The sequence below is a fragment of the Streptomyces sp. NPDC087270 genome, assembly GCF_044744625.1.
Classification (GTDB): domain Bacteria; phylum Actinomycetota; class Actinomycetes; order Streptomycetales; family Streptomycetaceae; genus Actinacidiphila.
In genome coordinates this window covers 1-23,992 of sequence record NZ_JBIUYR010000001.1, presented here as the reverse complement: position 1 = coordinate 23,992, position 23,992 = coordinate 1, and the positions used below count along the sequence as shown (strand labels likewise).

Below are 23,992 nucleotides of genomic sequence, written 5' to 3'. Positions count from 1 at the left end.
GAATCCTCCTCCGGGGCCGGAGGAAATCCCCCATCGATGGAATAGGGAGAGTAGACCGGCCCGAACGGGACCCGTCCCGAAAACCGGAAACCCTCCCCCTTTCGGGGAATTTCCGCTAGGGCGTGTCCCGCGGCACGGGCGGGGCACGGTATCGGGCTCGGGACGGCTCCCCGGTCGCGCGACGCATAAGCCGCACATACGCTCCCGAAAAGAGCCACGCGGTGGGCCGTGGCGCGGATAGCGGGAGGCAACGCGGTGCGCCACAAACGTAAGTCGTCGGCCGCCGCGCTGGTGGCGCTGGCCGTACTGGCGATGGGCGCGGGGCTGCCGCTGCGGGCGGTCGCCGACGCCCCGATACCCCTGGCCAGGACCGGCCAGGTCACCGACAGGGTGGGCGCGCTCCAGGGCCGGACCGCGCAGGTGCAGGCCGCGCTGAACGAGCTCTACGACCGGCAGAAGCTCCAGCTCTTCGCGGTCTACGTCAACGGCTTCTCCGGCGCCTCCCCGCAGGACTGGGCGAACGCGACCGCGGTGAAGAACGGCCTGGGCCGCAGGGACGTCCTGCTGGCGGTGGCCACCCACGACCGCCAGTACGCGGTGTCGGCGGACCAGGAGTCGGGACTCACCCAGCGGCAGATCGACGAGGTCGGCGACCAGGCGATCGAGCCCGCGCTGCGGCACGACGACTGGGCGGGCGCGGCGGTCGGCGCGGCGACCGGCTACGACGCGGTGCTCGACGGCCACCCGGTGACCGCCCCGGCCATCACGCCGGGCGCGGCGGACCCGGGCGGCGCGGGCAGCCGCTCGTCCGGCTCGGTGTGGATTCCGGTGGTCGCGCTGGGCGCGGCGCTGATGCTGGGCATCTGGGCGTACCGCAGGCGGGCCGCCCACCAGCGCCCGGTGCGGACGTCGGCGGGGCAGGGCGCGAGCGAGTGGCGGGCGCGGCCGAAGCAGCCAGTGCCGGTCACCCCGCTGCCGGAGCTGGACGCGCAGGCGCGGGAGCTGCTGGTGGCCACGGACGACGCGGTGCGCACCAGCCAGGAGGACGTGGGGTTCGCGGCGGCGCAGTTCGGCGAGGACGCCGCGCAGCCGTTCGGCGAGGCGGTGGAGTACGCCAAGGGCGAGCTGACCGCGGCGTTCCGGCTGCGGCAGAAGCTCGACGACGCCTACCCCGAGGACGACGAGACCCGGCGGCAGATGCTCGACGAGATCCTGTCGCGCTGCACCCAGGCGAACCGGCGGCTGGACGCGGAGTCGGAGGCGTTCGACAAGCTGCGTGCGATGGAGGCCAACGCCCCGCAGGTGCTGGCGCGGGCCGAGGAGAAGGCGGCGGCGCTGCCGGCCAGGATCGACGCCGCGGCGGCCGCGCTCGGCCCGCTGGCGCAGCGGTACGCCGACTCGGCGCTGGAACCGGTGGCCGGCTACCCGGCCGAGGCCCGCGACCGGCTGGACTTCGCCCGGACCAGCCTGGAGCAGGCGCACACCGCGATCGGCTCCGACCACGGCCGGGCCGCGGTCTTCGTCCGCGCCGCCGAGGGCGCCCTGGACCAGGCCACCATGCTCGCGGACTCCGTCACCCGAAGGGAGCAGGAGCTGCACGCGGCCGACACGAAGCTGGCCGAGGCTCTCGCCGAGACCGAGGCCGACCTCGCCGAGGCCCGCGCGATCCTGGGCGCGGGCCCGGCCCCGGGCGGCAGCACGGAGCCGTCGGCGGGCCCGTACGGGAACGGCCCCGGCAGCGGGCCGACCACCTCGGGTACGGGCGCCGCCGACTGGCTGAACGCTCCGGCGGGCGGCGATCCGGCGGGAACGGGCGGCGGACCGGCGGGAACGGGCGGCGGACCGGCGGGAACGGGCGGCGGACCGGCGGGCGCGGGCGGCGGACCGGCGCCGGCGTATCCCTCCGGGCCCGCGCACGCGGAACTGCGCGGGCGGGTGGCGCGGGCGGAGAGCGTGCTCTCGGCGGTGCGTACGGAGCTGGCGGCCGGGCGGCCGGACCCGATCGCGGCGCTGCGGCGGGTCGAGGAGGCGGACGCCGCGCTCGACGGGGCCCTGGCGGGGGCCCGGGAGCAGGAGGCCGGGCAGCGCCGGGCCTCGGCGCTGCTGGAGCAGGCGCTGCTGGCGGCGCGCAGCGAGGTCGCGGCGGCCCGGGACGTGGTCACCACGCACCGCGGCGCGATCGGCAGCCAGGCCAGGACCCGGCTGACCGAGGCCGAGCGCCGGCTGCGGCGGGCGGAGGCGCTGGCGGCGAGCGAGCCGCAGGAGGCGCTGGAGCACGCCCGCGAGGCGGACCGGCTGGCCCGCGAGGCCCAGACCTACGCGCAGGAGGACGTCACCGGCTTCGGCGGGCGGCGCGGGCGCGGCGGTCACGGCGGCGCGGGCGGCATGGGCGGGGTGGGCGGCGCCGTGCTCGGCGGCATCCTGCTCGGCGACCTGCTCGGCGGCGGCCGGACCCGCGGCTTCGGCATGGGCGGGTACGGCGGGTACGGCGGCGGGATGGGGGGCGGCGCGGGCCCCGGCAGCTTCGGCGGCGGTGGGACCCGCGGCCGGATGGGCGGCGGCGGGCGCTTCTAGGGCCGGCCGACGGGCCCCGGTCCGCCGGCCCCGCTCCCGCCGCACGCACGGCACGCACGGCACACCCCGCATCCGCGGGACCTCGCGGACGCGGGACCCGAAGAACGAAGGACCCCAGGTCAGTCAAGGAGTAGCCATGACGAAGCAGACGATCCTCGGCCGGGTGGCGCAGCTCGCCAAGGCGAACATCAACGCGCTCCTCGACCAGGCCGAGGACCCGCAGAAGATGATCGACCAGCTCATCCGGGAGTACACCGAGAACATCAAGGAGGCCGAGGACGCCGTCGCCGGCACCATCGGCAACCTGCGGATGATGGAGCAGGACCACGCCGAGGACGTCTCCGCGGCGGCGGAGTGGGGCGGCAAGGCGGCCGCGGCCAGCCGCAAGGCGGACGAGCTGCGGGCGTCGGGCGGCGGCGCGGAGGCCGACCGGTTCGACAACCTCGCCAAGGTGGCGCTCGGCCGCCAGCTCCAGTCCGAGAAGGAGGCGCGCACCGCGGAGCCGGTGATCGCCTCGCAGAACGAGGTGGTGGACCAGCTGCGCGGCGGTCTCGACGACATGAGGGAGCGGCTGCGGCAGTTGCAGGCCAAGCGGGACGAACTGGTCGCCCGCTCCCGTAGCGCGCACGCGCGGAACACCATGATGGACGCGGTCAAGAGCATCGACGTCCTCGACCCGACGAGCGAGTTGGGCCGCTTCGAGGACAAGGTGCGGCGCGAGGAGGCCCGGGCGCAGGGCCGTCAGGAGCTGGCCGCCTCCTCGCTGGACGCCCAGTTCGAGTCCCTGGACGCGGCGGGCGACAGCGCGGAGATCGACGCCCGCCTGGCCCGGCTGAAGTCCGGTGCGGCCTGACGGCGCGGCACCGGACAGCGCCACACGGAACCGTAAGGCCCGTACAGACCCGTACAGCGCCCTAGAACATGCTGAGCAGGTCGTCCACGGACGGCCCGGCGGAGCCCGGCTGGCCGCCGCGCAGGGCCAGTTCGAACCAGACCGTCTTGCCGCGGTGGGTACGGCGGCTGCCCCAGCTCTGGCTGAGCATCGCGACCAGTTGCAGGCCGCGCCCGCCCTCGTCGGTGTCCCGGGCGCGGCGCCGGCGCGGCTGCATCAGCGCGTTGTCCCACACTTCGCAGACCAGGGTGCGGTCCAGCAGCAGCCGTAGCCGGATGTCGCCGTAGCCGTGCCGCAGCGCGTTGGTGACCAGCTCGCTGACGAGCAGTTCCGTGGTGTCGACGAGGTCGTCGAGACCCCACTCCAGCAGCTGGTCGCGGGCGAGTTCGCGGGCCTTGGCGACGGAGGTGGGCTGCGGGGCGAGCGTCCAGTCGCCGACCTGCTCGGCGGGCAGCCCGCGGATACGGGCCATCAGCAGCGCGATGTCGTCCTCGCCGTGGGCGGTGTCGAGGGTCGCCAGGATGTGGTCGCAGACGTCCTCCAGCGGGCGGGCCGGGCCGGCCAGCGAGGCGCGGAAGGCGTCAAGGCCCTCGTCGAGCGGGTGGTTGCGGGACTCGACCAGGCCGTCGGTGTAGAGGGCGAGCAGGGCGCCCTCGGCCAGCTCCACCTCGACCTCCTCGAAGGGCTCGCCGCCGACGCCCAGCGGCACCCCCCGGGGCACTTCGAGCAGCAGCGGGTCCTCGCCGGGCTCGACCACGACCGGCGGCAGGTGCCCGGCGTTGGCGATGGTGCACCGGCGGGTCACCGCGTCGTAGACGACGTAGATACAGGTGGCGAGGTAGACCTCGGCGAGGTCGACGTCGGCGGGGTTCTTCGAGCGGCGGGTGCGGCCGGCCGAGGAGGAGCCGAGGCCCTCGGCGACCTCGTCCAACGCGCCCAGCACCTCGGCCGGTTCGAGGTCGAGCATCGCCAGGGTGCGGACGGCGGTGCGCAGTTCGCCCATCGCGACGGCCGCGCGCAGGCCGCGGCCCATCACGTCGCCGACCACCAGCGCGGTGCGGTGGCCGGGCAGTTCGATGACGTCGAACCAGTCGCCGCCGACCTCGGTCTCCATGCTGCCGGGCAGGTAGCGGCAGGCGATGTCGAGGCCGGTCGCCTCCGGGTCGTCCGGCGGCAGCAGGCTGCGCTGGAGGATCAGCGCGCGTTCGTGCTCGCGGCGGTAGAGCCGGGCGTTGTCGAGGAAGATGGCGGCGCGGGCGGCCAGTTCCTCGGCGAGCATCCGGTCCCGCTCGGTGAACGGCTCGCTGCCCTTGGCCCGGGAGAACTGCACCAGGCCGAGGACGGTGTCGCGGGCCACCATCGGCACCACCAGGGTGGACTGCACCAGCGGGGTGCCGCCCAGGTCGTGGCCGCCCTCGCCGTCGAGCACCTGGAGCTGGGCGGTACGCAGCGCGCGGGCGCTGGCGGAGCCGAACCGGAAGCGGTGCACCGAGCCGACCGAGACCGGACCCTCGCTGGGTTCGACGTCGTCGTCGCCGGCCATCGCCACCGGGGCGTCGGAGACCGAGCTGGCGAAGGCGACCCGGCGGACCTCGCCGCTGCCGTCGGTGGTGCCGGCCAGGTCCTCGGCGCCGGACAGCAGCGCCTGGTAGAGGTCGACGGAGGCGAGGTCGCAGAAGTGCGGCACCGCCACGTCGAGCAGTTCGCGGGCGGTGGTCTCCAGGTCGAGGGATGTGCCGATCCGCGAGCCGGCCTCGTTGAGCAGCGCGAGGTTGCGGCGGGCGTGGGCGGCCTCGCGCTCGGCGCGCTGCCGGCCGGTGACGTCCATCGCCAGGCCCGCGACACCGATCGGGCGGCCGGAGTTGCTGTGCAGCCGGTACAGCGAGATGGACCAGCGGCGGCGGGCCGGGTCGCCGGGCACGGTGCCGACCAGCGGCATGTCCAGCACCGCGTCGCCGGTCTCCAGCACCTGCCGCAGCGCGGCGGACAGCCGGTCGGCCTCCACCCGGGAGAGGAAGTCCTGCGGGCCGCGGCCCGGTTGCTCGTTCGGGCGGCCGAAGACCGCGGCGAAGCGGTCGTTGACCCGGACCAGGCGCAGGTGGGTGTCGAAGAGCACGAAGCCCATCGGGGACTGCCCGAACACCGCCTGGGAGGCGGCCAGATCGGTCTCGATCTGGCGCAGCGCGGCCACGTCGACCGCCAGGCACAGCGCGCCGTGGTCGGCGGGCATCACGTAGACCTCGGCGCGGCCCTCGGCGCCGGAGGCGTCGCGGTACGGCACCAGGCCCTGCCACTCGCGGCCGTCGAGGATCTTCGCCAGCCGCTGGTGCGCGCGCGTTTGCACGTCGGGCGGCGCGAAGGCGGCGATCGGGTCCTTGCCGACGGCCTCGGCCGCGGTCAGCCCGAAGAACTCGGTGGCGCGCTCGCTCCACTGGTCGATCCGGCCCTCGGCGTCGAGGGAGAAGGAGGCGACGCGTATGTAGTCATACAGGGACCCGGGCGGGCTGGACTGCCAGACGCCGGCCTTTGCCGCGTCCGCGTCGTCGTCGCCGGGCGGAACCGCCCCTGCTGGCATGTCGCTCACTCGCCCGACCCCTCCAGCTCAGCACACATGGACCGGTTGGACCCGAGTATTCAGCATGGCGACCGTCCAGCACACGGTCTTGTCGATCACAGCATCATCTCGGCTCCTGGGGCGCGGGGGCCGTCCCCGGAACACCACGGTCGCACCTCTCGCTCCCGCCTCTTCGGCATACCCGGCACAGTCGCTCGCAACCATCGTGCCCTTCGGCGCCCCGGCGGCGCCCTCCGGTCACGGCAGAGCCAGTTCGAACCAGACGGTCTTGCCGAGCGAGCCGTGCCGCGTCCCCCACCGCCGGGACGCCCCGGCCACCAGTTGCAGGCCCCGCCCGCCCTCGTCGTCCTCGGCCGCCACCCGCTCGCGCGGCGGGTCCGGCAGCGGGTCCGACACCTCCACCAGCAGCGAGCCGCCGCGCACCATGCGCACCCCGATCGGGCCGTGCGCGTACCGCAGCGAGTTCGTGACCAGTTCGCTGACCAGCAGCACCGTGACGTCGGTCAGCGACGCCAGGCCCCAGGAGGCCAGGGTGTCGCGGACCCGGCGGCGCGCCAGCCGGACCGCGCTCGCCTCGGCGGGGAAGGTCCAGGCGGCCGTGGAACCGGCCGGCAGGCCGCCGAGGCGGGCCATCAGCAGCGCCACGTCGTCCGGCTCGCGGTCGGGGTCCATCGTGGCCAGCAGGTCGTCGCAGGCGTCCTCCAGGGAGCCCAGCCGGCGGCACAGCGTCGACCGCAGCCGCTCGATGCCCTGGCCGATGTCCTTGCCGCGGGCCTCGACCAGCCCGTCGGTGTAGAGCACCAGGACCGCGCCGTCGGGCACGTCGAGCTCGGTGGTCTCGAAGCGCACCCCGCCGACGCCGAGCGGCACCCCGGTGGGCAGGTCCAGCAGCCGGGCGTAGCAGCGGTCCGGGTCGTCCTGGTGCTCCACCAGCACCGGCGGCGGGTGGCCGGCCTGGGCGATGGCGCAGCGCCGGGTGGAGGGGTCGTAGACGGCGTACACCGCGGTGGCCATCCAGCCCTCGGTCCGGTTCTGGGCGAGGTCGTCGCCCAGTTCGTTGACCCGGCGCAGCAGTTCGTCGGGCGGCATGTCGAGGCCGGCCAGGGTGCGGACGGCGGTGCGCAGCCGGCCCATGGTGGCGGCGGCGACCAGGCCGTGGCCCATCACGTCGCCGACGACGAAGGCGAGCCGGCCGCCGCCGAGCGGGATGACGTCGAACCAGTCGCCGCCGACCTCCGCGCCGCTGCTGCCGGGCACGTAGCGGTAGGCGATGTTGACGCCCGGCGGCTCGGGGACGGTACGCGGCAGCAGGCTGCGCTGGAGGGTCAGCGCGCCCTCGCGCTCGCGGACGTACAGCCGCGCGTTGTCCAGGGCGGTGCCGGCCCGGTCGGCGAGGTCCACGCCGAGCGCGAGGTCGTCGCGGTCGAAGGGCTCGCGGCCGCGGTCGCGGGCGACCACCAGCAGCCCGAGCACCACCCCGCGGGCCCGCAGCGGCAGCACCAGCATCGAGTGGAGGCCCAACTCCAGGGCGGCGTCCACCTTGGGGTCGTCGGGGTAGGTGGTGGCGCGCAGCTGGTCGTCGCCGTCGAGCAGCCGCGGCTCGCCGCCGGCCAGCACGGTGCCGAAGACGGAGTGCCGGGTGAAGCCGATCGACTGGCCGCGCCGCAGCATCCGTTCGACCTGCGGGGTCCAGTGCGCGGCGCCGACGCCGAGCTGGCGCAGCGGCTGGGTCTCCCGGAACCCGGCGGTCGGCAGGTCGCCGCCGCCGGCCACCTGCGCGTGCAGCAGCACCCCGGAGTAGCCGGCGAAGGTGGGCACCAGCGCTTCGGCGATGGTCTCGGCGACCCGGCGCACGTCGAGCACGCCGGCGATCCGCGAGCCGACGTCGTTGAGCAGGGTGAGGCGGCGGCGGGCCCGCTCGGCCCGCTCGGCGGCCTGCACCCGCTCGGTGACGTCGATCACGGTGGCGCTGACGCCCAGGACCCGCCCGGCCCGGTCGACCAGCCGGTGGTACGACAGCGAGCGGTGGCCGCGGCCGCCCGGGGCGGGCGCCACCACGTCGATCACCGGCCGGCCGGTGTGCAGCACGCGGCGCTGGAGCGCGGCCAGTTCGCGGGCGGTGTCGGCGTCGAGGATCTCCTCGACGCTGCGGCCGACGTGGTCGGCCGGCGGCATGCCGTTCATGGCGGCGAGCGCGTCGTTGACCCGTACGTAGCGCAGGTCGCGGTCGAGGATCGCGACGCCGAGCGGGGAGGAGTCGAACAGGGAGTCCAGGGCGGCGAGGTCGTGTTCCAGGGTGCGCAGCCGGCTGGTCTCCGCGAGGGCGGCGAGCACGAACGGGCGGCCGTCGCCGTCGACGAGCAGGCTGGCGCGGGTGTCGACCTGCACGGTGTGGCCGTCGCGGTGGCGCAGCGAGAGGATGCCGTTCCAGCGGCCGGTGCGCAGCAGTTCGCCGAGGATCTGCTCGGGCCGGCCGTCGCCCTCGGACGCGTCCGGGGGAAGGGGGTTCCGGGCTCCGGGGCGGGACGGCCCGGCGCCGGCGGTCCCCTCCTCCCCCGTGTCCGCGGCACCGGGGAACGGCTCGGGCGGGCCGAAGAGTCCGCCCACCCTGCGGCCGACGATGTGCTCGCCCGCCCAGCCCAGGACGTCCTCCGCCAGCGGGCTCCACAGCAGCACCCGGCCGCTGGTGTCCAGCATCACGACAGCCACCCGGAGGGCGTCCAACAGGGTGCCGGAGGCGCGCGGCCCGCCGGCGGCGTCCGGCTCCTGGCCGGGGAGCGGCGCGGAGGGCGGTACGGGCGGCGGTGCGGAAGGCGGTTCGGGCGGCGGCGGTACGGGCCGGGGGGCGCGGCCGGGCGGCGCCCCGGGGTCGTCGCCGCTGGCGCTCATACGTTGCACCCCCGACCGGGTCGGGTCGGGCGTGCGCGCACCCGACCTCCAAGAGAGGTTTACCCTCTCTTACCCGATATTGCCCCTTTCTGCGCAGGTGTGCGCGGAAGGGGCCGTCACGCCTCGGCCGCGCGGGGCACGACCTGCTCGATCACGTACACCTGCGGCGGAGCCGATGGGGCGGCGGGATAGGTCAGCGTCTCGGCGACCCGCTCGGCCTCCGCGCGTGTCGCGTACCGCCCCACCCGGTAGCGGTTGCCGCCCTCGTCCTGCCGTATGAGGACCCAACCGAACTCCGACGTCACTACGCCGCCCCCTCCTTCGCGCCGAGACCGCCGCATCCCGGCCGGTCCCGTGCTGGCGGAATCGGCGATGCGCATATGCCCGACCCTACGCCCGGGGTTCACCCGGCGGGCACGGAATGACACGAAGAGGTACCGATCCGGCCACTCGTTCGACCTGAAGTTGACGCTCCGTCAGCGCCCCTTCCGGGCACGGCGATACGGCGCGTCCGTACGGCGCGGACATACGGCGCGGGGCGTGGCGGGGCCGACACCCCGCAGCGCCCCGAGGCGCCCCGCGACGCGGTGCGGGGCGCCCTACGGCCTCAGCGCACGGGCAGGTGGTAGACGGCCCGGTAGCGCTCCGCCGGGATCACCACGTCGGCCGTCTCCACCGGCCGCCCCGACGCGTAGTACGTGCGGCGGATCTCGATCACGATGTGCCCGGGCACGCCGCCCAGCGCCGAGGTCTCCTCGGCCAGCCCCGGCCGCGCGCCGACCTCCTCGGACATGTGGTCGACCAGCACGTCGATCGCCGCCATCCGGGGCACCACGCCCTGCCCGCCGACCGGCCCCTCCTCCGGGAGCAGCACCGGGGTGCGGGCGGTGAGCGCCAGCGGCTCCCACGAGGTGGAGAGCATCGACGGCTCGCCCTCGGTGCGGAACAGGTAGCGGGTGCGCATCACCCGGTCGCCGACCTGGACGCCCAGCCGCTCGGCGATGTCGGCGGACGCGGAGTCCTGCACGCTGCGGGACTCCCAGGTGCCCTTGCTCTCCTCGTCGGCCTGCTCCTGGCGGTAGGGGCTCGGCAGACCGGTCGGCCGGAATCCGCTGCGGACGATCCTGCGCCGCTCGGGCCGCTCGCGCACGTAGGTGCCCGAGCCCGAACGGCCCTCCACGTAGCCCTCCGCCATCAGCACCTTGCGCGCCTCCAGGGCCACGGTGTCCGAGACGCCGTAGTCGCTGCGGATGCGGGCCTGCGAGGGCAGGCGGGCGTGCGGCGGCAGCGTGCCGTCGAGGATCTTCCGCCGCAGATCCCCGGCGACGCGCAGATAGGCAGGCTGCTCACCGAAGGCCACGTGCCCCTCCCAGGGGTTGACTGTGTGCGACAGCTTGGCAACCCTCGGTGCACGACCGCAAGCTCTCCCCTGAACGTCACCCGACGTGCGGGAGCCCGGATCGGAGCCCGTACGGACCTCCCACCGTGCTCGTACGCCGCACCCGTCACGCTCCCGCCGGGCTCGCGCGCCCCGCCGCCCTTCACGCGGCCGGCGGATCAGGGACGGATCAGACGCCCACCCCCGAGTCGCCGCCGTCGGACGAGCCGCCGTCGGAGGACCCGCCGTCGGAGGAGCCGTCAGACCCCTTGCCGTCCGACCCGCCCCGCACCGAACCGGTCACCTTGGCGTCGGCGTCGCCGAAGAAGCAGGTCACCGAGCGGTCGCCGGTGGCCCACAGCGACTTCTGCGGGCCGAAGAAGAACAGCCGCATGCCGTCCTGGAGCGACCCGCCGTCCAGGTACTCGCTCATCTGCTTGCCGCAGGTCGCCTGGGCCTGGCTGGTGATCGCGTCGACGCCCGGATAGGAACCGCTCGTGCTCGGGTCGAGGGTGTAGGTGTAGAACGCCTCGGCGTCGTGCGCCTTGGCGCAGTCGACCACGTTCACCGTCCGGGACACCTTCGCGCCCCCCTCGAACTCCTTGAGCGAGTGCCCGACCGTGTTGAAGCACTGGCCGGCCTTGATGTCCTGGACCTTGGTGTTGCCGTCGTCGTCCAGCACGCCGAGCGCGCCGAGCGTGATCAGCAGCGCGGTCAGCAGGGTGGTGATCGAGTTGATCGTGATACCCGCGATGGCCAGGCCGCGCCCGCGCTGCCCCTGCCGCTTGCTCTGCTTCAACCCGCCGATGCCAAGACCCAGGCCGAGCAGCGGAACACAGGTGAAGGACGTCACCAGCGAGGCGATCGACAGCCCGTTGGTGGTGCGGTTCGCCGCGTACCAGCCCGCGCCGGGCCCCGGATACGCGGTGTACTGCCCGGGAATCCCCGGCCCGCCCGGAGCCGCGTACGGATTCGGGTTCGGCTGCTGGTAGGGCCCCGGGCCGGCGCCGTAGGGCGACTGACCGTCGCCGCCGTACGGCGAGGGCTGCGCGTACGGCGTCTGCGGATAGCCGTACGGCGGGCCGGACCCGTACGGCGAGGAGGAGCCGCCGTAGGGCGGATCGGGGGCGGGGGGCGGCGGCGGGGGGCCGGCCGGGTATCCCCCGGGCGGCGGCGGCTGGTCCTCAGGGGACGGCGGCGGAGATATGTCCACCAGGGGAGTTTACGATCCCCTTACCGCTACGCCCCCACCGTCCCGTCGACTCCTTCGCGCAGGAAGTCCGCGTGGCCGTTGTGCCGTCCGTACTCCAGCAACACGTGCACCATCACCATCCGCAGGCTCACCTCTTCCTCCCACCTGGGCTGGTATCCGGCCACGTCCAGCGACGCGGCCGCCGCCTCGATCCGCCGGGAGGCCGCGACCTCCGCCTCCCACGCGCCGAACGCCTCGGCCCGGGTCGAACCGCTCGCGTCGTACGCCGCTTGGAAGTCGATCTCCCGCGACCACACCATGGGGGCGTCGTGGTCCTCGAACACCCGCCGGAACCAGGCCCGTTCGACCTCCGCCATGTGGCGCACCAGGCCCAGCAGCGACAGCGTGGACGGCGGCATCGAGCGCTGCCGCAGCTCCTCGTCGCCGAGCCCCGCGCACTTCATCGCCAGCGTGGCCCGGTGGTAGTCGAGAAACGCCCGCAGCATCTCGCGCTCCGTCCCGAAGTTCGGCGGCCCGACCCGTACGTCCTCGATCTCGCTGGTCATGGCAGGAGCCTAGAGGAGCACGGCGGGCCGCCGAACGGCAGGCGGAGCCTTGCGGGTCAGGGGCGCGCGGGTCGAACGCGGTGGCCCGGGCGCGGGCCTCCCGCCGGCCGATCTGCGCGCGTACGTCACCGCGTGCCGGCGGGCGGCAGGGGGGCGCGTTGTGGCGTCAGGGGAAGGTGCGCCATGATCCGACGGATGGACCAACGTACTCACACCTGCCTGTGTTTCTGCCTGCGCGACGGCGCCGACGGCCGTACGGAGGTGTTGCTCGGGCGCAAGAAGACGGGGCTCGGCGCGGGGAAGGTGGTCGGTCTCGGCGGGCACGTGGAGCCGGGCGAGAGCGCGGCCGAGGCAGCGGTGCGCGAGGTGGCCGAGGAGTCGGGGCTGGTGGTCGACGCGGCCGACCTGCGCTCCGCGGCCGTCGTCGACTGGCGGTTTCCGGCCCGGCCGGCCTGGGACATGTGGGTCACCGCGTTCACCACGTCCCGCGTGCTCGGGGAGGCCGCCGAGACCCGCGAGATCGCGCCGCTCTGGGTGCCGGTGGACGCGCTGCCGCTCGACTCCATGTGGGACGACGCCCGCCATTGGGTTCCCCAGGTGCTGGCGGGACGCACCCTCGACGCGGAGATCGTCTTCTCCGACGACAACGAACACGTCGCCTCCGCCACGATCCGTACGGTGCCCTGACCCGCCCGGGTGGGGGTGCCCCCGGGTGGGTCAGGCTCGCGCGGGGACGGGGGCGCTGCCGAGGGCGTCGCGGCGCAGGGGCATCGTGAGCGTCGTCATGCGGCGCCAACCGTGCACGCGCTCGTAGAGGTAGGTGAGGTGGATGCCGAAGCGGATCAGCGCGGCGGTGGGCGCCGGCCAGCGCAGGATGCGGCCCATCCGGGCCATCACCGCGAGGCTCACGTCGCGGTGCACCCGGATCTCCGCGTGCGCGCACTCGCGCAGCACGCGGTGGATGACCCGGCCGTGCCCGGCGGCAGCCAACCGCAGCAACTCCTCGTGGCAGTAGGCGAGGTGGTTGTCCTCGTCGTGCGAGATCGCCCGGACCGCGCGGCCGACCTCCGGGTGCTCCGCGAAGTACCTGAGCAGCAGCGCCATCTGCTCGGACGCGCGCTGCTCGGTGACCCGGCTGTGCGCCAGATACGTGACGATGTCCTGCTCGGTCAGCGGCTGGTCCGCGCGCAGCCGGGTGTGGGCCAGCCCGATACCGGCCCGCTCCAGCAGCATCGTGTAGTCGGTGTCGGCCGGCACCGGCACCGGCTCCAGCCCGCGCTTGCGCAGCAGCGCGTTGAAGATCCGGCCGTGCTTGTCCTCGTCGGCGCCGTGCCGGGCGATCTTCGGGGCCAGCTCCCGCTGCGAGGGGGGCACCAGCGCGGCGATCCGGCCGTTCTCCCAGCCGCCCTGGGCCTCGCCGCTGGCCGCGATGGAGCAGAAGAGCCGGTAGGCGTCGTCGTCGTCCACGATCGAGGTGAACAGCCCGCGCACCGAAAGCATCCCGTACCCCTCTCGCCGCCCAGCAGGTATCAGCGCCAGTCAAGGTTGGCCCCGGCCGGTCCGCAACCGCATCGGCCCCGCGGTTCGCCCATCCGGGTGACTCCCGCGGGACCGTGCGGCGGGCCGGTTCAGCAGCCGCCGTACCCCTCCCAGTTCGCGACGGTGTCGTGCTGGGTGCCGCCGTCGATCACGAGGGTGCGGTTGCCGACGTAGGCGCAGCCGGCGGTCTCCTCGTTGTTCGCCCAGGCACCGCCGAGCGTGTACTTGTACTGGATCGTGGTGGGCCCGGCGGCCTTGACGGTGGCGGTCCAGTGGGTGGCGTCGACGCGGGTGAAGGCGATCCCGTCCGGTGCCCAGTCGGCGGCGCCCCCGCCGAGCGCGGACAGGGTGCCGGCGAGGTAGACGGTCTTGCCGCTGGGGTCGGTGGCGGCGGGCACCGTCAGGTCGATCACCTCGACGTTGTTCGCGGTGGTGGTGGCGGTGACGGCGGCGGAGGCGTCGGACTCGTTGCCGTCGGTGTCGTAGGCGGTGACGGTGTAGGTGTACGCGGTGGTGGGCGTGAGGCCGGTGTCGGTGTAGGTCGTGCCGGTGGTGGTGCCGGCCAGGGCGGTGGTGCCGCTGCCGGTGGCGCGGTAGACGCGGTAGCCGGCCACGGTGCCGCCCGAGGTGTCGGTGGCGGCCTGCCAGGTCAGCGCGGCGGTGGTGCTGGTGGCGGTGGCCTTCAGGCCGGTCGGGGCCTGGGGCGGCGGTCCGGGCGTCTTGGTGGTGACGTGGATGCTCGCCGAAGCGGGCGAGGTGCCGACGTTGTTGGAGGCGGTGACGTAGTAGGTGTAGCCGGTGGCGGCGTCCAGGCCGCTGTCGGCGTAGGTGGTGTCGGCGGTGGTGGCGACCAGGGCCGCGGTGCCGCTGCCGGTGGCACGGTAGACCTGGTAGCCGGCCGCGCGCGCGTCGCCGGTCCAGGACAGGGTGACGCCGGTGGTGCGGACCGCGGTGGCCGCGAGGCCGGTGGGCGCGGCCGGGGCCTCGGTGGGCGGCGCCGCGCACGCGTCGAAGGTCTGGCAGACGGCGGTGGGCGTGTCCACGTCCTGGCCGGCGGAGATGTCGACGGCCAGCCGCACGTACTGGGCCATCGCCCACATCAGCGGGGTGGCGGAGTTGTCGGGCTTGCCGAAGGTGAAGCCGTTGGCGCCGGTGCTGCCGCCCCAGACCTGCTCGGAGATCTGGTGGTCGGCGGCGGCGCCGGCCATGGTCCCGAGCGCGGACTGCGCGCCGGTGAGGTCGCCGGCCGCCACCTCGTACTCGCCGCGCTCGCCGGTGAGCACCGGCCAGGGCTGCCCGGTGCCGGCGCCGGTGTAGTCCGCGCCCGAGCCGGTCTCGCCGTAGCCGTCGAAGCCGTAGCGGTGGTCGATGGCGCCCTCGGGGGTCTGCACGGCGATCTGCGCGTCGTCGACGGCGAGGGTGTTCGTCACCTCGGTGGACTTCGGGGCCAGCACCCCGAGCCGGACCAGGTCGAGGAAGCTCTGGTCGACCACGGTCCGGTCGTCGTGGTTGCCGCCGCCGTTGGCCAGGCCGATGGTGGCGCCGGAGTCCGGCTGACCGTCAGGGGTGATCCGCAGGAAGTAACTGCCTTTCCCGTACGAGCTGTTGGTGGTGTAGGTCCAACTGTCCACCTTCGACGCCCAGTCCTTGGCGGTGGCCAGCCACGAAGTGGCGTCCGCGGTGTCGCCGTTGGCGGTGGCGAGCTGCGCGGCGCAGACCAGGCCGGCGATCTCGGCGGCGATGGTGGCCGGGGAGTAGCCGCCGTTCTCCTCCCAGCGCTCCTGCCCGGTGGTGGGGCCGTGGGCGGCGATGAAGGCGGCCAGCAGCTTCACCTTGGCGAAGTCCGCGGCGCCGGTGCGGCCCAACTGGTAGGCGAGGATGATCGGATCGGCCTGCTCGTCCTGCTGGTTGCCGCCCCACATCGGGTTGCCGTTCAGCCAGGTGTTCTGCTTGACCTGCCCGTTCGCGGACATCTCGTAGTCGAGGATGTACGTCAGCGCGTCGCTCGCGTCCTGCTTGTCGCCGACGGCCAGCAGCGCGGAGGCCATCTGGTACTCGTCGCGGGTCCACACCAGGTGGTAGCCGTGCTGCCCGCCGCCGTCGGCGCCGACCGACGCTCCCCACGGGGTGGACGGCGAGGCGACGAAGGCACCGGTGTACGTCTTGTCCTCGTCGGCCTTCAGCTCCATCAGCGAGATCTCGTACTGCGTGAGCAGGTCGGGGCTCGAAGCGACCGACGCCGGCGGCGAGTCGAGGCCGGCCCACCAGTCGTGCCAGCCGGACTGGAAGGCGCCCTCGGTGGCGGCGAAGCCGGCCGCCAGCGACGCGGAGGCGTCCGAGACGGCCGCGGCGGTGGTCGCGCCGAAGGCCAGCGCCATGGTGAAGGTGGTCGAACCGGAGGCGGCGACCGGGATGCCCGCGGTCTGCTCGATGTGGCCGGGGCTGGGCACCGCGCTGTAGGGGGTGGACAGTTCGTGGCCGCCGGTGAGCTGGGTGCTGCCGCTGCTCGCGGTGCCGACGTAGCCGGTGGAGGCGGTGGTGAAGGGCACGGAGGCGGCGAGCGCGCTGGCCACCGGTCCGTTGGACGCGGTGAGGTCGCCGCTGGCGGCATCGGTGCCGCCGCTGTTGCCGTTGCCCTGGTTGTCCAGTTGGGGCAGGTAGTCCGCGTAGAGCGCCAGCGGGGTGGCGGAGTTGTTGGTGAAGGTGGTGTGCACCAGGATCACCGAGCGGGCCGGGTCGGCGACGTAGGTCTTGGTGATCGTGTACGCGCCGGAGGTGGCGGTGTTGGTCTGGGTGAAGGTCGGCGACCTCGGGTCGGCGAGGGCGACCTGGTGGGTGGTGGAGCCGATCTCGTCGTCGGTGAAGGTCGAGCCGTCGCTGACGTAGAACTGGAGGCCGTAGGTGTCCGGGTTGTCGGTCTGCGGGTAGTACACGTTCTGCAGCGCGCCGTTGGCGAGCAGGTACCAGACCTTGGAGTCCGGGCCGATCGCGGTGGCGTAGCCCTGGGTGCCCAGCGGCTCGTTCCAGCTGGAGGCGGAGCCGGGGCCGCCGGGGGCCGGTCGCGGCGCCGGCCGGCGGGGAGGTCCAGGCGACCGCGGCGGCGAGCAGGCCCGCGCAGGCGGCGGCGACGGTGAGCAGGCGTCGGCGGGGTGGGGGCGCGTCGGACGGGCGGAGCGGCATATGCATGACTGCCTTCCGGGTGGGGGGATCTGCGAGGGAGGGCGAGGTGCCGTCGGCGTGGGGTGCCTTCGGCGAGGCCCGCGCGACGGGGCCCGGACACGCGCCGGTCCGGGCCCGTCGCGGGGCGACTGCCTTGCTGGCGGACTTCCAGGCGCCTTACTTCCAGGTGTCGTTGAGCGTGAGCGAGCCCGAACCGCCGGTGCCGGCGGTGCGGTTGGCGCCCGACTCCCATGTCACGTTCCCGGAGGCGTCCTTGAGGATGTACTTGTACTCGAAGGACGTGTTCGGCGGCAGGTTCGCGGTGCCGGACCAGTTCGCCTGGTCGGTGGAGCTGAGCGCGATCGCCTGGGCGGGGGCCCAGTCGCCGAGCACCGGGATCGAGCCGGTCACGTAGACCTTCTGGCCGGCGGGCGCGGACTCCGCCTCGTGGAAGGCGACGGCGACCTGGTTCGCGCCGCCGGAGGACTGGACGCCCCAGGTGTCGTCCAGGGTGCCGCCGGCGCTGCCGGTGTCGGCGGTGTGGTTGTAGCCCGGCTCCCATGTCACGTTCCCGGAGGCGTCCTTGAGGATGTACTTGTACTCGAAGGACGTGTTCGCCGGGAGGTTCACCGCGCCGGTCCAGTCGGTGCCGTCGGTGGAGTCCAGCGGGATCGCCTGGGTGGTGTCCCAGCCGGCCAGCGCCGAGACGGAGCCGACCAGGTAGACCTGCTGGCCGGCGGGCGCGGCCTCGGACTCGTGGAAGGTCTCGGTGACGGTGCCGGCCGGCGGGGTGGTCGGGGGCGTCGTCGGCGGCGTGGTGGGCGGGGTGGTCGTCGAGGTGCCGGCCCGGTACAGCGCGACGGAGTCGTGCGCGGGCACGGTCACCGAGGCGGTGCCGTCCGAGCCGACGGTGACGGTGGAGCCGCTGCAACCGCCGGAGGAGGTGAGGTCGCCGTGGATGACGTCGCAGTACGTGCCCGCGGCCAGGCCGGTGGTGAAGGTGGCGGTCACCGCGGAGTCGCTGTTGTTCAGGCTGATCCACGCCTGGTCACCGCGGCTGAACGCGATCGCGTTGTTGCCGTTGTCCCACCAGTTGGCGACCTGCCCGCCCTGGGCCGCGTTGTGCCAGCCAACCATGTTCGCGATGCCCTGCACCCGGTCGGTGCACACCCACGCGCTGGAGGAGCAGTCGGTGTTGGTGACGTAGCCGTTGCCGTCGGCCGGCGGGGAGTCGTCGGAGCTGTTGAAGGCGAAGCCGGAGTACACCGTCGGGGCGCCGTATCCCCAGGCGAGCATGAACTCGGTGGCCAGCGTGTACTGCGAGCCGTTCTTGTAGTTCAGGGTGCTGCCGTTGCGCTCGGTGTCGTGGTTGGTGACCATCGCGCCGTCCTTGTCGGCCGGCTCCAGGCCCCAACTCTGGCCGAACGTCTTGAGGTTGGCGATGTTCCCCTGGAACTGCGCCTTCATCGCGTTGGCGTAGTCGAAGCCGATCACGCTGCCGTTGGACTCGAACGCGGCGGGCGCGAGGTTGCCGCCGCTGCCGAGCGCGACCTCCTGCAGGACGTACGGCCGCGCGCCCCACTCGGTGTCGGAGAGCCGGGACTCGATGTTCGCCATGTCGGACTGGTTGATGTGCTTGGCGGAGTCGACCCGGAAGCCGTCGACCCCGTAGCCGATCAGCTTGTTGAGGTATCCGGCGATCTTGCCGCGCACGTCGTCGGTCTCGGTGTAGAGGTCGGCGAGGTTGGACAGGTCGCACTCCTGGACCTGGGTCTGGTTGTTCCAGTCGTCGATGGCCATGTCGGCGTTGGGGCAGTTGGCCGGGGAGGTGTGGAAGTCCGAGGAGGCGTAGGGGACCTGGCCGTAGGACTTCGAGCCGACGTTGAAGCTGTCGCCGCCGTAGGAGTCGGTGCTGGCCTGGTCGTTGCCGGACATGTGGTTGATCACCGCGTCGGCGTAGACCTTGACGCCCGCGTCGTGGCAGGCGGTGACCATCGACTGGAACTGCGCCTCGGTGCCCATCCGGCTGTTCAGGTCGTAGCCGACCGGCTGGTAGATCTCCCACCAGGGGTGCGCGCCGGACAGCCGGATCGAGTCCTGCGGCGGGGCGACGAGCACCGATCCGTAGCCCTTGGGGCCGAGTTGGGTGGTGCACTCGTTCGCGACCGACGGCCAGTTCCACATGAAGAGGTTGGCGGTCACGTCGCTGCCGTTGCCGCCGCTCGCGGCCGCGGTGGTGGCGGGGCCCGCGTGCGCGGTGCCCTGGACGGCGGCGAGCGGGACGACGGCGCCGGCCACCAGGGCGGCGGCGGCGAACAGGGCCCGGCGGACGCCTTGTCGGCCCCCGCGCCGCGGAGTCCGCGGCCGGCCGCCGTGCGGCTCGGCGTGGCGCGACGCCGAGGAGGGCGGCTCCGAGGAGGGCGGCTCCGCGCGGTGGGGGGGATCGGCGCGGTCTGGTGAGCGAAGCATGGATGGCTCCCGCTGATGGTGGAGGACTGCGGCATGCGTACGCGACCACCCGGCTCCGACGCGCCTCGGACGAGCGGCCCGGTGGCCCTCCCGTGGGCCCCCGGAACCAACCGCCGCGGCAGGCACGACGGTTGAACGCGAGGTAGACCATGCTCCGGACCGGCAGCCCCGTCAAGACGTGCTGCAACAACTTTCCTGGTGTTGCAGAAAGCTTGCGCAGTGCGGTCCAGGGCAGGCCGGGGAGAATCACCTTTTGAGGTGGGTTACCGGGAAATCACCGAGGACGGCCCGGTACGGCTGCCACGGTTGCGGGCATGGACGCAGATACGACGCCCGCTCCTGACCTGCAGGACGGCCACGCCGGAGACCGGACCGAGCCCCGCACCCTCGCCGAGGCCGAGCGCGAGTCCGTTCCCGAGCCTCGATCCGAGCCCGAGTCTCCATCCGAGCCCGGGGCCGAGCTGGCCGTCGGTCCCGGGGCTGGTCCCGGGGCCGGACCCGGGACCGGCGCTCCGGCCTGGAGCCAGGAGCGCTACCGGGACGGGATGTTCAGCCACGCCGTCGACGGCGAGCGCGGCCGTCTCCAGCTGCTGGAGTCCGTGCTCGACGAGGCCACCCGGTCCCGGCTGACCGCGCTCGGCCTGAAGCCCGGTGACGACGTGCTGGAGGTCGGCGGCGGCGCGGGGTCGGTGGCCCGCTGGACGGCCGGGCAGGGCGCCCGGGTGACCGTGACCGACCTGGACACCGCCTTCCTGCACGATCTGTCCGGGTCCGGGGTACGGGTACTGCGGCACGACATGTACACCGAGGACTTCCCGCCGGAGTCGTTCGACGTGGTGCACACCCGCTTCGTCCTGCTGCACCTGCCCGACCCGGACCGGGCGGTGGCGCGGCTGGCGAGCTGGCTCAAGCCGGGCGGGGTGCTGCTGGTCGAGGAGCCGGCGTCGTTCCCGGTGCTCGACTCCCCGCACGCGGCGTACTGCACCGTGATGCGTGCCTTCCGGGACCACCTGGAGCGCGCGCTCGGCTCCCACACCGCGTGGGCCCGGAGCCTGCCGGTTCCCTTGCAGCGGGCCGGGCTCGGCGAGGTCGGCATCGACCCGCGGCTACAGGTCGTGTACGGCGGCGGGGCCGAGACGCGGTGGTGGCAGATGACCCTGGAGCAGGCGCGCGAGGGGATCGTGGCGGCGGGCCTGGCGCGCGACGCCGACTTCGAGGCGGCCTACCGGGAGATGGACGCGCCCGACTTCGTCGACCTGTCCGTGGCGGTGTTCGCGGCGTGGGGCCGGCGGGTGCTGTGAAACCTGCCGGCCCCACGGTCCCGGCGGGCCGCGCGGGACGCCGTCCGGCCACCGGCGCGGCCCCCGCACGGCCCTCGCGCGGGCGGGCCGCGGCCGCGCCCCCGATCGGCTCTCGTACGGCTCTCAGGAAGCTCCCCGGGCAGCTCCTCAGACGGCCGGGGCGCCGACCAGGTGGTCGGCGGGGATGCCGCCCTTGAGCGGGTGGTAGTAGTCCTTGATGGCCTCCACCCAGACCGGCACCGCGACCCGGTCGGCCGCGTCGGGCGCGAACGCGTCGAATAGCGCGTGGATGTTGGGGAGTCGGAAGCCGATCGCGGTCATCAGCGCCACGAACAGCGGGCGTTCGATCAGGCCGTCGCCGTCCGGATCGCCCAACGCGGCCAGGGCGTGGGCGAAGTCGGCGATCGCGTCGTCGAACCGCTCCGGCGCGAGCACGCACGCCTGGAACTCCTCGTAGCTGATCCGGCCGTCCTGGTTGGCGTCCAACTCCGTGACCAGCGTGGTCCAGTAGCGCTGGAAGGCGGTCGCCATCGCGGCCCTGGCGGCGTCGTCGGAGGCGGTCGCCGCTTCGGCCACGCGCCGGTTCATCAGGTCGAAATCGTCGGGTTCGAGGTATCCGTTGCCGTCCGCGTCGAACAGCGTGAAGACCAGCTTGACTCGGTTGACCGCTTCGGTGCGCATCCTGTCCCGCCTTCCGTCGGAATCCGGGGGCACCGGGGACCCCCGGAGACTCTGCGGTTCCACTGTGCGAGCCTCCGTGCCGCCCCGGCCCGGGAACGGCCGGGCTTCACCGCAATGAGTGAGCCTCCCGGGACAAACCCGGCGGAGCCGGCGCACGGAGGCTCCGCACGGCGGTCACGGGGCTCGCGTACGGCGCTCCCGGGCCCGCGGCGGGCGGCGGGCGCTGCCGGGCGCGGTGGCGCGCCCGGCGCGCGGGCGGGCGGCGGGCGCTGCCGGGCGCGGTGGCGCGCCCGGCGCGCGGGCGGTCGGTGCGCGGGTTTCAATGGGCGTATGGGTTCGAGCGGGCCTGGGCGGCGAGGCGACGCCGACGGGCCGGAGGGACCGGCGCGCCCGTCGCGAGGCGACGCGGCGCTGGTGGTGGACGCCCGCAAGACGGTGGTGAGCTGCACCAGGCGGGCGGCGGCGCTGCTCGGATGCAGCCCCGCCGCGCTGCGCGGCCGCGATGTCGTGGACCTGTTCGAGGACCCCGGGACCTGGTCCGTGCTGGCGTCGGGCGCGCTCGGCGGCCGGCAGAACACCGGCGGGGTGGTGCTGCTGCGGCCCGGCGGCGGGACGCTGCACGTCCGGCTGCGGGTGTCCGTCCTGGTGCCGGACGGCACGCACGGCGCGCACTTCCTGCTGCGGATGGCGCAGGGCGGCCCGCCGGGCCCGGACCGGGCCGAGCCGGGCGCCGCGGCGCAGGACCCCGGCCCGAGCGCAGAGGACACCGAGCCGCGCGCCGAGGACGGCCCGCTGAGACGCCCGCGGCTGGCCACCGCGGGCGTCACCGCGTCGGAGCGGGCCGACCTGCGGTACGCGTCCGCGGCGGCGATCGGCGGGTCACTGGACATCACCCGCAACGCGGAGGACCTGGCGGCCGTCCTCGTGCCCGCCTTCGCGGATCTGGCCGCGGTCGACCTGACGCTCTCGGTGCTCCAGGGCGAGGAGCCCGCCCCGTTCACCGGCGCGACCCCGTTGAGCAGGGTGGCCGTGGCGTCGGTCGGCGAGTGGCCGCAGGAGCTGTACCCGCGCGGCGCCACCCTGACCGTCGGCGATGTCGCGAGCGAGCAGGTGCGGCGCGGCGCCGCGGGCTTCCTGCCCGACCTCACCGAGCTGCGATCGCTGCTGGCGGCGCAGGAGGAGCGGTCCCGGCTGTTCCTCCCGCCCGGCGCCACGTCGCTGCTGCTGATGCCGGTGCAGGCGCGCGGCCTGGTCCTGGGCACCGTGCTGCTCTGGCGTACCGGCCGGCGCCGCCCGTTCGACGAGAACGACGCCGGCCTCGCCGACGAGGTCGCCTCGCGGGCCGCGCTGAGCATCGACAACGCGCGCCGCTACACCAAGGAGCGCCGTACCGCCGAGACCCTTCAACGCAGCCTGCTGCCAAGGGTGGTGGAGGAGAGCACGGCGGCCGAGACGTCCGGCGTGTACGTGCCCGGCGGCACCCCCGAGGGCATCGGCGGGAGTTGGTTCGACGTCATCGAACTGTCCTCCGCCCGGGTCGCGTTCCTGGTCGGGCGGGTGCCCGGGCACGGGCTCGGCGCGACCGCCGCGATGGGCCGGCTGCGCGCCGCGGTGGGCACCCTCGCCGACCTGGACCCGGCGCCCGACGAACTCCTCAGCCACCTCGACGACCTGGTCGTGCGCTTCGCGAACACCGACGACCGCGACCCGGTCCACACCGGTATCGAGGGCGCGCTGCGCGGGGCCTCCTGCGTCTACGCGACCTACGACCCGCTCACCGGCCGCTGCCTGATCGCGTCGGCGGGGCACCCGGGACCGGTCCTGGTACGGGGAGGGGCCGCCGGGCCCGGCCAGGCCGCCGCACCCGATCCGGCCGGACCCGACGCCGCCGAACCGCCTGCCGGGGCCGAACCGCCGGCGGCGACCGAACCGCTGGTCGCCGAGCAGGTCGAGGTCACCGCGGGCCCGCCGCTGGGCACCGGCAACGGGCCTTTCGAGATGGCCGAGTTGCTGCTGTCCGCCGGGGACGTCCTGGTCTTCCACAGCGACGGCGCCGCACCGCGCGACGACCCGGCCGGGCACCGCCGGCAGGCGGCGGTCGCGGAGGTCGCGCGGTCGGCGGCGGCGAGCGGCCGCTCGATGGCGGACGCCGGCCGCGAGCTGCTCGGCCGCCTCTCCGACCCGGCCCCCGACCACGACCAGGCCCTCCTGCTGGCCCGCACCCGCGAGTTGCCCGCCGACCGGACCGCCGGGTGGACGGTGACCGCCGACCCCGAGGCGGTGGCCGAGGTCCGTTCCGGCGTCACCGACCAGCTCACCGCCTGGGGCCTGACCGAACTGGCCTTCAGCACCGAGCTGATCGTCAGCGAACTGGTCACCAACGCCATCCGGTACGCGGGCGCGCCGATCACCGTCCGGCTGATCAAGGACCAGCGGCTGATCTGCGAGGTCTCCGACCCCAGCCAGACCCAGCCGCACCTGCGCCGCGCCCGCCTCACCGACGAGGGCGGCCGCGGGCTGTTCCTGATCGCCCAGCTCACCCACCGCTGGGGCAGCCGCTACACCCCCGAGGGCAAGACCATCTGGACCGAGCAGCTCCTCACCCCCCGCTGACCGCTCCCCCGCCCCGTTCCGCCGCCCCCGCCCGTGGCCGCGACAGGGCCCCCGGACGGCGTGCTGCCGCTTGGGTTCTAGTGGTCCTCGCAACACCCGTGATCTGTGGGAGTTGCGAGGACCGTGGGCGTTGAGCGTGCTGGTCTTGCTGGGTTGCGGGAGCG

15 protein-coding genes are annotated in these 23,992 nt (G+C 74.3%); 5 read left to right on the top strand and 10 right to left on the bottom strand.

Annotation, left to right across the window (positions count from 1 at the left end; genetic code table 11):
• Window positions 1-255: 255 nt before the first annotated feature.
• Together ACIPAE_RS00075 and ACIPAE_RS00070 are read left to right on the top strand one after the other, a co-directional pair.
• A complete protein-coding gene (locus tag ACIPAE_RS00075; protein WP_402441891.1) occupies window positions 256-2,574 on the top strand; it encodes a TPM domain-containing protein in 2,319 nt (772 codons plus the stop codon).
• A 136-nt stretch (window positions 2,575-2,710) separates the two neighbouring features.
• A complete protein-coding gene (locus tag ACIPAE_RS00070; RefSeq protein WP_402441889.1) occupies window positions 2,711-3,427 on the top strand; it encodes a PspA/IM30 family protein in 717 nt (238 codons plus the stop codon).
• A 61-nt stretch (window positions 3,428-3,488) separates the two neighbouring features.
• On the opposite strand, the gene ACIPAE_RS00065 is transcribed toward ACIPAE_RS00070, so the two are convergent.
• The 6 genes from ACIPAE_RS00065 to ACIPAE_RS00040 form a co-directional block, all read right to left on the bottom strand.
• Window positions 3,489-6,041, bottom strand: coding sequence for a SpoIIE family protein phosphatase (locus ACIPAE_RS00065; protein WP_329373958.1), 2,553 nt, complete (start codon window positions 6,039-6,041; stop codon window positions 3,489-3,491).
• Window positions 6,042-6,278: 237 nt separating this feature from the next.
• A complete protein-coding gene (locus ACIPAE_RS00060) occupies window positions 6,279-8,930 on the bottom strand; it encodes a SpoIIE family protein phosphatase (protein ID WP_366413791.1) in 2,652 nt (883 codons plus the stop codon).
• Window positions 8,931-9,046: 116 nt separating this feature from the next.
• The gene (locus ACIPAE_RS00055) at window positions 9,047-9,235 is read right to left on the bottom strand and encodes an SPOR domain-containing protein (protein ID WP_328468810.1); all 189 of its coding nucleotides are present in this window, start codon (window positions 9,233-9,235) and stop codon (window positions 9,047-9,049) included.
• A gap of 302 nt (window positions 9,236-9,537) precedes the next feature.
• Window positions 9,538-10,290, bottom strand: a complete 753-nt coding sequence (locus ACIPAE_RS00050; protein WP_328468808.1) for a GntR family transcriptional regulator — start codon at window positions 10,288-10,290, stop codon at window positions 9,538-9,540.
• 208 nt (window positions 10,291-10,498) lie between these two features.
• Window positions 10,499-11,521: a DUF4190 domain-containing protein gene (locus ACIPAE_RS00045; RefSeq protein ID WP_329365184.1), complete on the bottom strand. Its 1,023-nt coding sequence runs from the start codon at window positions 11,519-11,521 to the stop codon at window positions 10,499-10,501.
• Window positions 11,522-11,547: 26 nt separating this feature from the next.
• The gene (locus ACIPAE_RS00040; protein ID WP_329365186.1) at window positions 11,548-12,066 is read right to left on the bottom strand and encodes a DinB family protein; all 519 of its coding nucleotides are present in this window, start codon (window positions 12,064-12,066) and stop codon (window positions 11,548-11,550) included.
• A gap of 195 nt (window positions 12,067-12,261) precedes the next feature.
• Here ACIPAE_RS00040 and ACIPAE_RS00035 point away from each other — a divergent pair, with 195 nt between their 5' ends.
• Complete coding sequence (locus ACIPAE_RS00035; protein WP_328468800.1) at window positions 12,262-12,753, top strand: NUDIX domain-containing protein; 492 nt, start codon at window positions 12,262-12,264, stop codon at window positions 12,751-12,753.
• Between the two features lie 30 nt (window positions 12,754-12,783).
• Here ACIPAE_RS00035 and ACIPAE_RS00030 read toward each other — a convergent pair whose 3' ends face one another.
• From ACIPAE_RS00030 to ACIPAE_RS00020, 3 genes are all read right to left on the bottom strand, one after another.
• Complete coding sequence (locus ACIPAE_RS00030; RefSeq protein WP_328468798.1) at window positions 12,784-13,566, bottom strand: ferritin-like domain-containing protein; 783 nt, start codon at window positions 13,564-13,566, stop codon at window positions 12,784-12,786.
• Window positions 13,567-13,694: 128 nt separating this feature from the next.
• On the bottom strand, window positions 13,695-16,787 hold the full coding sequence (locus tag ACIPAE_RS00025) for a glycoside hydrolase family 15 protein (protein ID WP_402442615.1): 3,093 nt from the start codon (window positions 16,785-16,787) through the stop codon (window positions 13,695-13,697).
• Window positions 16,788-16,941: 154 nt separating this feature from the next.
• A complete protein-coding gene (locus ACIPAE_RS00020) occupies window positions 16,942-19,233 on the bottom strand; it encodes a carbohydrate-binding module family 20 domain-containing protein (protein ID WP_402441885.1) in 2,292 nt (763 codons plus the stop codon).
• 314 nt (window positions 19,234-19,547) lie between these two features.
• Here ACIPAE_RS00020 and ACIPAE_RS00015 point away from each other — a divergent pair, with 314 nt between their 5' ends.
• Complete coding sequence (locus ACIPAE_RS00015) at window positions 19,548-20,534, top strand: class I SAM-dependent methyltransferase (protein ID WP_402441883.1); 987 nt, start codon at window positions 19,548-19,550, stop codon at window positions 20,532-20,534.
• Window positions 20,535-20,681: 147 nt separating this feature from the next.
• Here ACIPAE_RS00015 and ACIPAE_RS00010 read toward each other — a convergent pair whose 3' ends face one another.
• Window positions 20,682-21,215, bottom strand: a complete 534-nt coding sequence (locus ACIPAE_RS00010; protein ID WP_402441881.1) for an EF-hand domain-containing protein — start codon at window positions 21,213-21,215, stop codon at window positions 20,682-20,684.
• Between the two features lie 330 nt (window positions 21,216-21,545).
• Between ACIPAE_RS00010 and ACIPAE_RS00005 the strand changes: the two genes are divergently transcribed.
• On the top strand, window positions 21,546-23,828 hold the full coding sequence (locus ACIPAE_RS00005) for a SpoIIE family protein phosphatase (RefSeq protein WP_402441880.1): 2,283 nt from the start codon (window positions 21,546-21,548) through the stop codon (window positions 23,826-23,828).
• The last annotated feature ends 164 nt before the right edge of the window (window positions 23,829-23,992 follow it).